The 12010-nt window shown below is 39.6% G+C and carries 13 protein-coding genes; 7 read left to right on the forward strand and 6 right to left on the reverse strand.

The window, feature by feature from the left end:
* Nucleotides 1-69: 69 nt before the first annotated feature.
* The 3 genes from tpiA to G7092_RS07650 all read right to left on the reverse strand — a co-directional run bounded on the left by tpiA (nt 70) and on the right by G7092_RS07650 (nt 2481).
* Nucleotides 70-834, reverse strand: coding sequence for a triose-phosphate isomerase (tpiA, locus tag G7092_RS07640; protein ID WP_166087809.1), 765 nt, complete (start codon nt 832-834; stop codon nt 70-72).
* Nucleotides 835-981: 147 nt separating this feature from the next.
* Nucleotides 982-2166, reverse strand: a complete 1185-nt coding sequence (locus G7092_RS07645; RefSeq protein ID WP_166087811.1) for a GlmU family protein — start codon at nt 2164-2166, stop codon at nt 982-984.
* A 66-nt stretch (nt 2167-2232) separates the two neighbouring features.
* Nucleotides 2233-2481 (reverse strand): type B 50S ribosomal protein L31, encoded by a 249-nt coding sequence (locus G7092_RS07650; RefSeq protein ID WP_166087813.1) that lies wholly within the window; start codon nt 2479-2481, stop codon nt 2233-2235.
* Between the two features lie 471 nt (nt 2482-2952).
* Between G7092_RS07650 and G7092_RS07655 the strand changes: the two genes are divergently transcribed.
* The 3 genes from G7092_RS07655 to G7092_RS07665 all read left to right on the forward strand — a co-directional run bounded on the left by G7092_RS07655 (nt 2953) and on the right by G7092_RS07665 (nt 5157).
* Entirely contained in the window at nt 2953-4164 is a 1212-nt protein-coding gene (locus G7092_RS07655; protein ID WP_166087815.1) for an IscS subfamily cysteine desulfurase, read from the forward strand.
* Between the two features lie 112 nt (nt 4165-4276).
* Entirely contained in the window at nt 4277-4690 is a 414-nt protein-coding gene (gene iscU / locus G7092_RS07660; protein WP_076378185.1) for a Fe-S cluster assembly scaffold IscU, read from the forward strand.
* Between the two features lie 140 nt (nt 4691-4830).
* Nucleotides 4831-5157: a HesB/IscA family protein gene (locus G7092_RS07665; RefSeq protein WP_166087817.1), complete on the forward strand. Its 327-nt coding sequence runs from the start codon at nt 4831-4833 to the stop codon at nt 5155-5157.
* A 235-nt stretch (nt 5158-5392) separates the two neighbouring features.
* Here G7092_RS07665 and G7092_RS07670 read toward each other — a convergent pair whose 3' ends face one another.
* Both G7092_RS07670 and G7092_RS07675 read right to left on the reverse strand, forming a co-directional pair.
* Complete coding sequence (locus tag G7092_RS07670; RefSeq protein WP_166087819.1) at nt 5393-6226, reverse strand: nuclear transport factor 2 family protein; 834 nt, start codon at nt 6224-6226, stop codon at nt 5393-5395.
* 327 nt (nt 6227-6553) lie between these two features.
* Complete coding sequence (locus G7092_RS07675) at nt 6554-7978, reverse strand: ATP-dependent DNA helicase (RefSeq protein ID WP_166087821.1); 1425 nt, start codon at nt 7976-7978, stop codon at nt 6554-6556.
* Between the two features lie 54 nt (nt 7979-8032).
* On the opposite strand from G7092_RS07675, the gene G7092_RS07680 reads away from it, so the two are divergent.
* From G7092_RS07680 to G7092_RS07695, 4 genes are all read left to right on the forward strand, one after another.
* Nucleotides 8033-8506, forward strand: coding sequence for a hypothetical protein (locus G7092_RS07680; RefSeq protein ID WP_166087823.1), 474 nt, complete (start codon nt 8033-8035; stop codon nt 8504-8506).
* Between the two features lie 68 nt (nt 8507-8574).
* A complete protein-coding gene (locus G7092_RS07685) occupies nt 8575-9387 on the forward strand; it encodes a DUF3822 family protein (RefSeq protein WP_166087826.1) in 813 nt (270 codons plus the stop codon).
* Nucleotides 9363-9905 carry a 16S rRNA (guanine(966)-N(2))-methyltransferase RsmD gene (gene rsmD / locus G7092_RS07690; RefSeq protein ID WP_166087828.1) on the forward strand — a complete coding sequence of 181 codons (543 nt, stop codon included), beginning with the start codon at nt 9363-9365 and terminating at the stop codon, nt 9903-9905. The genes G7092_RS07685 and rsmD overlap by 25 nt, the downstream gene beginning before the upstream one ends.
* Before the next feature lie 331 nt (nt 9906-10236).
* Nucleotides 10237-11256: a hypothetical protein gene (locus tag G7092_RS07695; RefSeq protein WP_166087830.1), complete on the forward strand. Its 1020-nt coding sequence runs from the start codon at nt 10237-10239 to the stop codon at nt 11254-11256.
* Between the two features lie 4 nt (nt 11257-11260).
* Here G7092_RS07695 and G7092_RS07700 read toward each other — a convergent pair whose 3' ends face one another.
* Nucleotides 11261-12010, reverse strand: a complete 750-nt coding sequence (locus tag G7092_RS07700; RefSeq protein ID WP_166087832.1) for a DeoR/GlpR family DNA-binding transcription regulator — start codon at nt 12008-12010, stop codon at nt 11261-11263.

A 12010-nucleotide genomic window follows, 5' to 3' on the forward strand; every position in this document is an offset into this window, starting at 1 on the left:
TCACAAATCTGTTTCTGTTTGATATGTGCATTGTTATCTCAATACTCATATCTCACATCTCATATCTAATTAATTGAATACTTTTACAATATCTACAAAATCGCGCGATTTCAGCGAAGCGCCACCTATCAAACCACCATCAATATCTGGTTGAGCAAATAATTCAGGCGCATTTTTTGGATTACAGCTACCGCCGTACAAAATGGTGGTATTATCGGCTACTTCTTGGTTGTATTTAGCAGCAATTTCTTTACGGATAAACGCGTGAATTTCCTGCGCTTGCTCTGATGAAGCAGTTACCCCTGTACCAATAGCCCAAACCGGTTCATAAGCTATAACCAGTTTTGAAAAGTGAGCCGCATCCAGGTGAAATACACCTTCAACTAACTGGCTTTTGATCACATCAAAATGTTGATTTGCTTCACGCTCCTGCAAAGTTTCGCCAATACAGAATATCGGGCGAAGATCATTTGCTAATACAGTATCTGTTTTTTTAGCTAATAATTCGTTGGTTTCACCAAAATACTGACGGCGTTCTGAGTGACCCAGGATCACATAAGCAGCCCCTATTGATTTGATCATTTTGGCAGATATTTCACCGGTATAGGCGCCGGATTCTGCCTGATGCGCATTCTGGGCTCCTAACGAAACTTTATTATACCCTTTTGCCAATTGTACCAGGCTGTGCAGATGTATAAAAGGACTACAGATAACCGCTTCCTGTGTACCGGTTACTTCATCTTTTACCATATTGATGATCTCGGAAAATACGCCCAAACCCTCGTTATAATCAAGATTCATTTTCCAGTTACCGGCAACAATTTTTTTTCTCATGATGGTGTTTTTTAGTGTGATCTTTTAGTTGATTAAGTTTGATTATGTTGATTGGTTGATTGGTTGACTGAGTTTATTGGGATTGATTGTTATATAGTTTCTTTAACCATGCACTTAATTAACTTAACAAACCCAATCAACCAAAAATTAAAACCTCCTGTATTCTTCGGTTAATTCAAATATTCGCGTTAGCAGGTCTTTTTCCATTTGATTAAACTGGCGGTGTTCGCGGCGTTCAAAAACCTTTTGAGCGGTTTCGAGCATTTTGTTAAGAACATAAACTTCAAAACCTGCTGCACCACCCCATGAAAAATCTGGAACAAAGTTACGCGGGAAGCCTGCGTCAAAAACATTGGCTCCCACACCTACCACGCTCCCTGTGTTGAACATGGTGTTGATACCGCATTTGGCATGATCGGCCATGATTAACCCACAAAATTGCAGACCTGTTTTACGGAAACTCTGGGTATTATAATCCCACAACTTCACCTCGGCATAGTTGTTTTTCAGATTGGAGTTATTGGAATCTGCTCCAATATTACACCATTCGCCCAGTACAGAGTTGCCCAGGTATCCCTCATGCCCTTTAGACGAATAACCCCATATCACCGCGTTATTTATTTCGCCACCAACGCGCGAATATGGCCCTACGGTTGTGGCACCATATATTTTTGTACCCATTTTCACTTGCGAATGTTCGCAAATGGCAAAAGCTCCGCGAATATGGGTACCTTCCCAAACCTCGGTATTGTTTGATAAATATATAGGCCCGTTAGTAGTATTAAATGTGGAGCATTCGGCAATGGCGCCTTCTTCGGCAAAAAAATCGTTGCCTATAATAACATTTGTAGGACTTACAGCTGCGCTGGTGCGACCTTTGGTAAGCAGTCGAAAATCCTTCCGCAATTCTATATCGTTCTTCCTGAAAATATCTTCCGGATAACGAATAGCGACAAAAAGATTTGGATAATTAACAATACTGTCAAATTCGGTCTCTGGCTTAAAGTTAACCGCATCTGTTTGATTTAACCTTACAGCCAATAAGTGCTCATTGTATTTAAGCGCCTGGCCTGTTTGTAGTTTATCAATAGCTTCCAGCAGATTATCGTCCGGACAAACAGCTCCGTTTATAAATAAATTATCCGTGCCAATCTTTACAGGATACTTGACCTGTAAATAATCAGCAGTATAAAAAGAATGATCTGTATTTAAATACCTGGCCCATTTTTCGGCTATGGTTAGTATACCTATCCGCAAATCGGCAACCGGCCGGGTGTAAGTAAGGGGCAGTAGTGTTTGGCGTGCGTTATCGTCAAAAAGGATAATAGACATGGAGCAAAAATAAAAAAAGTCGCCCGATGTATCGGGCGACTTTTAAATATTTAATTCAACAAGTAATTATTTCTTGTTGTAACGTGAGCGGAATTTATCGATACGTCCTGCAGTATCAACCAGTTTCATTTTACCGGTGTAGAAAGGGTGAGATGTATGCGAAATTTCTAATTTCACTAATGGATACTCATTTCCGTCTTCCCATTTTACGGATTCACGGGTATCGATGCAAGATTTAGTTATGAAAGAATAGTCGTTTGACATGTCTTTGAATACAACTAATCTATAGTTTGATGGATGCAGATCTTTTTTCATTATATATAAACTTATACCTTCTGTACTTTTTAAAAGAGGCGCAAATATAATTAAAAATTCAAAATTAAAAAGTCAAAAAGCTAAAAGTTTTATTTAACACTAAAATCAACTTACAAAGCCAGAGAACTATCTGTTAGTGAGCGCAAAACCTCAGTCTGCCTTATTATATATTTTATCTTGAGGCATAATTCTACTAACGCCGCCCCTACCTCCAGAATGAAAAAAGCATACCAGTTTTTTACCGGCACCTGCTTTAATCCATCTTTTAACAATATAAATTCATTTCTTTTGGCAGCTTTTCATATATATTATCCACTATTTTAATATCATTCCCCTGCAATATGAATATGCCTCACTTTGTTCATGTCCAAATATTGTAAATTAATGATCAGGATTAATATTTTGCCACTTGTTTTGAATGAATTTAAATAAAATCTTGTGTATCTTTGTTCTTGTTAATATACTTAAGATATGAATATCCCAATTTATTTAGATAATAATGCAACAACTCCGATGGATCCCCGCGTCCTGGAAGCTATGTTACCTTATTTTAACGAAAAATTCGGTAATGCAGCAAGCCGTAACCATGCCTTTGGCTGGGTGGCTGAAGAGGGTGTTGATTATGCACGTGAGCAGGTGGCCAAATTAATTGGCGCATCAGACAAGGAGATCATTTTTACATCAGGCGCTACCGAATCAGATAACCTTGCTATTAAAGGTGTGTTTGAAATGTATAAAGATAAAGGTAACCACATTATTACTACGGTTACAGAACATAAAGCTGTACTTGATGCCTGCAAACACGTAGAAAAATTGGGAGGAAAAGTTACTTATCTGCCAGTAAAAGAAGACGGGTTGATTGACTTAGCTGAATTAGAAAACCACATGACACCAGAAACCATCCTGGTATCGATCATGTATGGTAATAACGAGATCGGCGTTATTCAACCGGTTAAAGAAATTGCTGCTATTGCCCATAAGCACGGTGCTTTGTTCATGACAGATGCTACCCAGGCTGTTGGTAAAATTCCGGTTGACGTTAATGCTGATGGCATTGACCTGCTGGCTTTATCGGCACACAAAATATACGGCCCTAAAGGCGTTGGCGCTTTATACGTACGCCGTAAAGGACCACGTGTTAAGGTTACCGCTCAAATGGACGGTGGAGGTCACGAACGCGGTATGCGTTCAGGTACTTTAAACGTTCCTGGTATTGTTGGTTTAGGTAAAGCCTGTGAGCTTTGCGGTTTAGAAATGGAAAGCGAAGCAAAACGCCTTTCAGCTTTACGTGATAAACTACAAAAAGAATTAACCGTATTAGAGGAAAGTTATGTAAACGGTAATGTAGAACACCGCTTACCACACGTAGCTAACATCTCCTTTAAATACGTAGAAGGTGAAGGCTTGATGATGGCGATGAAAGATTTGGCCGTATCATCAGGATCGGCTTGTACATCAGCATCACTAGAGCCATCATATGTATTGAAAAGCTTAGGCTTATCAGATGATTTGGCACACTCGTCTATCCGTTTTGGTTTAGGCAGGTTTACTACCGAAGAAGAAGTTGATTACGCTATTGAAGTAACCAAAAAAGCGGTTACCCACCTGCGCGAATTATCACCACTTTGGGAAATGTTTAAAGAAGGTATCGACCTTAACTCTATTGAGTGGGCAGAACATTAATAAAATATGCAGATGTGCGAATTTCAAATGTGCAGATGCTTTAAAAAACAAAATATTACGAGTTCAGATTATTCAATAATTCACTAACTCAAAATTCAATAATTAAAAGAAAATGGCATATTCAGATAAAGTAATCGATCACTATACTAACCCCCGCAATGTGGGCACTTTAGATAAAAGCAGCCACAAAGTTGGTACCGGTTTAGTAGGTGCACCTGAGTGCGGCGACGTAATGCGTTTGCAAATACAGGTTGATGATAACAATGTTATCACCGATGCAAAATTTAAAACATTCGGATGCGGTTCGGCTATCGCTTCTTCATCTTTAGCTACAGAGTGGTTAAAAGGTAAAAGCATCGACGACGCTATGAAAATTGACAACATGGATATCGTTGAAGAATTGGCATTGCCACCGGTAAAAATCCACTGCTCAGTATTGGCAGAGGATGCTATCAAGGCAGCTATCAATGATTTTCGCGTAAAAAACGGCTTAGCGCCAATTGAAAGCGAAAAAGTACATCACTAAAAAGTATCAAGTAGTTAGTATCAAGTATCACGATTTTTTGTATTGACCAACTAACTACTTGAAATAAAAAAACGGTAAGGTATTTACAGGACATTTGTCTTGATACATGATACTAATTACTTGATACTAAAAAGAATAAAATGGTAACTGTAACTGATAAAGCAAAAAGCAAAATAGAACACCTGATGCAGGATTCGGGGCTTGATGCTTCTTATTTTCTGCGTGTATCTGTTCAGGGTGGTGGCTGCTCTGGTTTATCCTATAATCTTGATTTTGATAACGAAGAGAAAAAAGGCGACCAGTTTTTTGAAGATAAGGGTGTTCGCTTTGCGTTAGATATGAAATCGTTCCTGTACCTTGCCGGTACCGAACTTGATTTTTCTGACGGTTTGAATGGTAAAGGTTTTAATTTCAACAACCCAAATGCCAGCCGTACTTGTGGTTGCGGTGAAAGTTTTTCTGTATAACGATTATCATGAACATATTTAAAAGAGGCTCCTATTTGGAGCCCCTTTTGTTTTTACCATACTCGATTTGTATAGCGTAAGACTTACGAAGTTTTTGAAACTTCGTAAGTCTCCTGTTCTACTTGTTTGTCATCCTGAACTTGTTTCAGGATCCCTCAGGACAGGTTAATCAGCATGATTATGCTTTACTTGTGGGATACCGAAACAAGTTCGGCATGACGTATTTATTGATGTATCAAAACATGGCATCTGGCTCCACCCCATCCGGGATAGCCTGCTCTACACTCCAGTGTTCTGCTATTTTACTGTGCTCAACCCTGAATATTTCATAAAACACAAACGCTTTTCCAGCTCTTTTAAATTCTGATTGAACAACAACAAAATCCCCCTCGCCAATAATACGGTGTATTTTAATTTGGCGATCATTATCGGCGGTCAAATAAGCACCCAGGCCTTTACCGCTATGAATTACTGCTAGGTCATGCTCTACATAGTCCGGCTTTATCAAATCAGTTACAGACGCTTTTTGAATTACAGCCTGATAAAATTGATCAACAATTGCTTTACTTTTTGTGGCAGAAGCGTTTTGATCAATCTTATATCTTCCATTGGTAGCGGTGATAGCCATGCCGGTTTGATCGGGGAGCGCTTGTATCCCATCCCAATGTTCGGCCAGCATACCATCTTTTAGTTTAAACAGATCAATAACGGCCATGCGTTTACCCATAAACTCGACATCCAAATGGGTCACTACGAGGTCGCCCTCTTGTATAGCCCTGATAATCGGCGATTTCGCACCTGCCTGCGGTGGCGGTAAAGCTTTCAGATAATTGATCATTTCGGTGATACCGTCCCTACCCTGTTTCACGGTGGGATTGTGTTGCCTATAGTCTTCCCGCACAAATTCAGGGATCAGATCGGCCCGTCGTTGACCAACAATTAATTTATAAAATGAAAGTACTCTTTGTTTATTGGTTAAGGTATCCATAATAGTATTTGCTTTGGCAGGCAAGCTAGTGCATAATAAAATGCAGGATATAGCCATTGCCCGTAGTTTGGTAATTTGCATTACTTGTAATAAAAATAAAGGATGTAAAATTTAGTCCGTACAAAACACCGACACTAATAGTTCAGTGCTTTTGATAACCTGATTAACAGGCCGGATTTTTGGCAATCCTGATTTGATATGTGGTAAAAGTAATTATGCTTTAAATATAGGAATGTTTTCGATATAACGATAATATGGAACCATTCAGATATTAGTAATTCGTTGCTTAAAGTGGGTTAACATAAAAACCATGAAATTATGGTAATTATTTAATTAACTATCTAATTTTCAAATACATATAAATATGCAAACCATAAAAAGTGTAAACCCATGTAAACCCACTTTTGCCTACTCTTCTGCCGGCGCGGCATAAAACCGGCCATCAAAATTAACCAGAAAAAGCTCGGTGGTGGCACGGGTTACGGCGGTATAAAACCAGCGCAGAAAATCCATATTGATCATTTCGTCGGTCACGTAACCCTGATCAACAAATACCGCATCCCATTGCCCGCCTTGCGCCTTGTGACAGGTAATAGCATAAGCAAACTTGATTTGCAAGGCATTATAGTATGGATTTTGTTTCAATTCATTATGCATAGCACGCTTGTTGACCATACCCTCATAATCCTTCATTACTTCCTCGTAAAATCGTTTCTGATCTGCCTGCGATAAGGCCGGTGAATCAGCATATAGCGTATCGAGTAGAATTTTACAATCCAGCACCGGGTCTTCGGCATAATCAATAAACTCAATTTGTACATCGGCAAATCGGAAACCATACATATCTTCAATACGGCGTACCTTTCTGATACGGGCAATATCGCCATTGGCAATAAAATTGGTACTGCTTTCGTCCTGTTCCTGCAACCAGAAGTAATTGTTTTTTACCACCATGATCTGATCGCCGCCGGTAAGTTCTTCTTCGCGGTATAATATGCGGTTCCTGATCTGCCCATTGTACAGGTTAGCATTTTTATTGGAACGGCAGATAATGAGCGTACGGTCATAACCATATTTCCGGTAAGCATATTCCAAGCCCTCCGAAAGTCGCTCACCGGTCATCCTGAATACATCTTTATATCCTTTAGTAACTACCTTCGGCGTACTTATTTCTTTTGCCCGTATGATATCACGTATACGGGTGGCATTATACAATATCCCTGAGTCTTTTCCCTGCCGAAGCACATCGGTCAGCTCATAGCTAAATACAGTTAGCCCAAACTTGTCTTTCATTAAACTTTCGTCGAGCGCGGGGCTATTTTCAGAGCCTACAGGAGGTAATTGAGCAGTATCACCCACTAATACCAGCTTACAATTTTTAGTGTTATATACGTACTTTAATAAGTCGAACAGCAATGATGCCCGGTTTAAGCCACCAGGTTCGTCAGATATCATTGATGCTTCGTCTACAATAAACAGTGTATCACTGGCCAGGTTATCGGCGATGGCAAATCCATCATCCAGATTCAAAGCCGATTTTTTACGGTAGATGCGTTTATGTATAGTGAATGCCTTGCGACCCGAATAATTAGTGATCACTTTAGCCGCACGACCTGTAGGTGCCAGCAAAACAGCTTTATATTTATACGCTCTTAGTGCTTTTACTAATGCGCCCAATACCGTGGTTTTGCCCGTTCCGGCGTAACCTTTTAGTATAAAACATTCATCCCCGTCATCGCTTAACAAAAACTCATGCAGGCGGTTAAACAACTCCAGTTGCTGGCCCGTGGGCTGATGCGGAAAGGCCTTACGTATATGATCAAATTCAGTCACTTTACAAAAATGATGATTAGTAAATTAGTTATCATCATTTTTATAAATTTGACCATGGATTTTGATGAAGATAAAATAGAAGAAAGCGAAGGAGACTATGTTGAAATATATTCCAGGCGAGCCATATTCTGGTTTGCTGTATTCAGCCCCTTGTATGCAGGTATACTACTCATCATCAACTTATGGGTAGCGGGTTATAAATGGGTAATAAGCCAGGTTATCTTGTTTTTATTGTTCAGTAACCTGCTTTTATTGTTTATCGTGAGGGCGTTAAATATTAAACCCGACCTGGAAGCTCTGCGAAAGTTTGTATCAGGCAGTACCCCGTTAACCTCGTTTAGCCAAGTAATGCCTTTTTTTCAATTATTTTGTTTAACCCTAGTTTTCAATATTGTAGCAGGAATTGTGCTGACAAGATATTTCTTTAAGAAATATTTTCCAGATGATGACTATTACCCCAGATCTGTTTTGTGGCCAATATTGATTTATGTGCTTTTAACCCTGTTTTTGGGTGGAGGCGGTTTTTAATCAGATATGCTTTTTTGATTGCGGCATCTGCAGTATCTGCCAAAAAATATTACTTTTGTTAAACTGGCATGAGCGAATACAATTATAACTACCATGATGATAACTTTAGCCTTGATGAGGCCGAACGTTATAATTTATTGATACAGATTGATAAAGCTACATTTTCGTACGCGATCACTGATCAGGATAAACTGGTTGCCTGCGCGGATATGCATCCTCTGGATGAACTAAGCAATCCGCAGGAATTGCTCGATCTTTTATCAGCCAAGTACAAACACGTAGTTGTAGGCTTGCCGGCTAATGGTTTCACACTTGTACCTCAAAGCCTGTTTAGCCAGGATCATATTACTGATTTTGCCCGTTTCCTGGATGTAAAACCTGGCGAAAAAGTGTCTGCGCAACCTTTAGACATTCACAACACCATCGTTTATAAAACTGATAATGCGGTTATCAACGCTGCAGAAGAATTTGGTCTGCGTAACAGTGTATTTTCATCAAAAGGGTGGATAAAGGCCATTGCTAAAAATAATCCTGCAGATCATGACCTATATTTAAATTTAAACGGATCAGGTGTCGAGATCGTAACTTTCAAAGGAGGTCAGCTGCGTTTCTATAACCGGTTTGATTTTCAAAATAACGACGAACTCGCATACTTTATAGCCCTTACAGCCAATGAACTGGGTTTACAACCTGCCGATGTTCATGTTTACATAAATGGCGATATGGACACCAGCGATAAGAGCCTCAGCCATCTGGCAGACTTTTTTGGCCAGGTACAGCTTAATCAGCTACAAGTGGTAAAAGTTCCCGCCGAAATACCCGCACACCAAATATTGTCACTCGCCGCTTTATCCTTATGCGCATCATCGGAGGCCGTTTAAAGGGGCTCAGGCTAAACCCACCCAAAAATCTTCCGGTACGCCCTACTACTGATCTGGCTAAGGAAGCCTTATTCAATATCCTGCAAAATCAAATTGAATTTGAGGACATTAGGGTGCTTGACTTATTTAGCGGCACAGGCAATATCTCCATGGAATTTGCTTCCAGAGGAGCCTCTCAGGTTATCTCCGTGGATCGCAGCATACATTGTGTGAACTATTTGAAGGATATATCCCGTCAGCATAAACTGGAGCAAATAAAGGCCTACAAGGAGGATGTTTTCAAGTACCTGCAAATGGAAACCGAGCAATACGATCTCATTTTTGCCGACCCTCCTTACGACCTCAACAAGATTCCTGAAATTTCAAAGATTGTTTTTGAACGCAACATCCTGGCACCTGATGGCCTGCTGATTGTTGAGCACCAATCCATGCAAAACCTCAACAATCATCCAACTTTTGTGGAACAGCGAAAATATGGGCATTCTTCGTTTTCTTTTTTCAGGCATGCTGCCGAGTAAGGCTTCCAAAAGCTTTTTAAACCTTTAATTTTAACAAATTTAGGTTCAAAAACGGGTCAAAAAAGGCTCAAAATTCATTCAAAACCATCGATTTTAACACTTTTTAACAAATTCCAATGCGATTTTGATGCGTTTTAAAAACTTTAAAAAGTATTAATTAATTGAATATCAAATAACTATATAAAAATCAGTAGATTTTTGACTCTTGTTGTTCCTTAACAAAACAGGCCAAATCTCCTTAACAGAGACCCGGCCTTGGTATATCATAAAGATACGAAATTTTTATTTAAAAATACCCCACTCTATCAACGTGGATAAATATATTTGATATATGAAAAGAAACCTAACCTTAACCTATTCTTTACTTTTAAGCGTATTTCTTGGTATTGGATGCAACATCGGTACATCTGGTACATCGAAGGATGAAAGCATCAATAAAGATATCCGAAACCAAATCTCAACGCTCGATAACAAACTGTTCGAGGCCATCCGCACTAAAAATATACCTGGGGTTAAAAACTTATTATCGCCTGGTCTGATTAGCACGGCAGGCAGCTCAATAGATACCTTAATTAATAAAGTGGGTGGAGCTTTAAGCCCCGCTGGCTATAGCATTATTAATGAATTTTATGTAAGAAACACGGCGGTCGACATCCCCAACACTGTATTTTCGGGACTGGGCAGCAATAGAAATGATTATGCTGTTAGCTACAAGGCATTAAATATAGAAATGTATGTTTCGGTTATCAAGTCAAAAACCAACCCTACAAGCGCCCTGGTATTAGCCATATACGGAAGATATGGCAATGATTGGAAGATCAATATTTTACGGATAGGCGAATATTCCCTATTAGGGAAAACGGCGCCTGATTATTATGAAGATGCCGTTAAATTATATAACAGTGGAGATATTCTTGACGCGGTCAACAAAATGTTCCTGGCAAACCAATTAGGAGCACCAGGCGGTGATCAGATGAGATATCAAAATACCGACAAAATGAAAGACTTTTACTCCAAAATGCTTAAAACAGTAAACGCGACCTATAAATTTCCGCTTACAGTAACTGAAGTAAAAACCCATCCACAAATCTTTTATATTTATCCGCAATATATTGGCGAGCCTGGCCATGAAGGGGTATATCCGGCCCTCAGATATTTATCCACCATTAAGCTTGATGATACCATAGCATTAAAAGCCGAAAATCAGGAATTGCAAAAAAGCATTGGAAAAGTTTTTAAGGGGATCAATCAAAATAACGATGTCATCTTATATCAGGCATATAATGAAATTCCGAACAATACCAATATGAGAACAATCCATCATTATGGTTTTGTACAAAAATTAAAGTAAGGGTCTACCCCACCTGCAAAACAGTGAGCGCGGTATCTTTAAAGCCTGCCAATTTTTGGTCATCCGCATTGGTTATGATGGCTTCAACCTGGTTGATATCGGCAAATTTCAGATAAGTATCCTTTCCTATTTTGCTATCATCACATAATACATAGGTATAGGCGCTTTGGCTGATATACATCGATGTAATTTCGGCTTCCAACTCGCTGTTGGCAAACAAACCACGGGCAGATATACCATCTACCCCCAAAAATGCTTTACCGGCATGATACCTGGCAATATGTTCATTGGCTATTTTACCATGCGTTGCCTGCCGCTCGTTATTAAACTCACCACCAATAATGTTGATGGATACTGCACAGTTTTGCAGCTCATAAATAACGGGTAGCGAATTGGTGATCACCTTGATTTTCTTATGCTTGATAAACTGGCACAGCCTGAAAACCGTGCTGCCGCAGTCCATAAAAACAATGTCGCCATCGTTGATGTGCTCAGCTGCTTTACGACAGATACGGTCCTTTACATCAGCGTTTTGAGCCGCCTTATTGGCAAAATCTTTTGGTTTGGCTAAAGGATCAACTTTCATGGCGCCGCCATGGGTACGGTAAAGCAAACCATCATTTGCTAATTGATTCAAATCGCGGCGGGCCGTGATCTCCGAAATATCCAGTTCGGCAGCCAGTTCTTTAATGTCAACCTCGCCCGTACGGTCAAGCTGCTCTAATATTTTTTGCTTTCTTTTTTGAAAGTTCAT

The organism is Mucilaginibacter inviolabilis, from assembly GCF_011089895.1.
Lineage (GTDB): Bacteria > Bacteroidota > Bacteroidia > Sphingobacteriales > Sphingobacteriaceae > Mucilaginibacter > Mucilaginibacter inviolabilis.

Bases quoted from the DNA above. Each gene is read 5' to 3' on its own strand.
- tpiA (WP_166087809.1), bottom strand. From the start codon at position 834: ATGAGAAAAAAAATTGTTGCCGGTAACTGGAAAATGAATCTTGATTAT.
- G7092_RS07645 (WP_166087811.1), bottom strand. From the start codon at position 2,166: ATGTCTATTATCCTTTTTGACGATAACGCACGCCAAACACTACTGCCC.
- G7092_RS07650 (WP_166087813.1), bottom strand. From the start codon at position 2,481: ATGAAAAAAGATCTGCATCCATCAAACTATAGATTAGTTGTATTCAAA.
- G7092_RS07655 (WP_166087815.1), top strand. From the start codon at position 2,953: ATGAATATCCCAATTTATTTAGATAATAATGCAACAACTCCGATGGAT.
- iscU (WP_076378185.1), top strand. From the start codon at position 4,277: ATGGCATATTCAGATAAAGTAATCGATCACTATACTAACCCCCGCAAT.
- G7092_RS07665 (WP_166087817.1), top strand. From the start codon at position 4,831: ATGGTAACTGTAACTGATAAAGCAAAAAGCAAAATAGAACACCTGATG.
- G7092_RS07670 (WP_166087819.1), bottom strand. From the start codon at position 6,226: ATGCAAATTACCAAACTACGGGCAATGGCTATATCCTGCATTTTATTA.
- G7092_RS07680 (WP_166087823.1), top strand. From the start codon at position 8,033: ATGGATTTTGATGAAGATAAAATAGAAGAAAGCGAAGGAGACTATGTT.
- G7092_RS07685 (WP_166087826.1), top strand. From the start codon at position 8,575: ATGAGCGAATACAATTATAACTACCATGATGATAACTTTAGCCTTGAT.
- rsmD (WP_166087828.1), top strand. From the start codon at position 9,363: ATGCGCATCATCGGAGGCCGTTTAAAGGGGCTCAGGCTAAACCCACCC.
- G7092_RS07695 (WP_166087830.1), top strand. From the start codon at position 10,237: ATGAAAAGAAACCTAACCTTAACCTATTCTTTACTTTTAAGCGTATTT.
- G7092_RS07700 (WP_166087832.1), bottom strand. From the start codon at position 12,010: ATGAACTTTCAAAAAAGAAAGCAAAAAATATTAGAGCAGCTTGACCGT.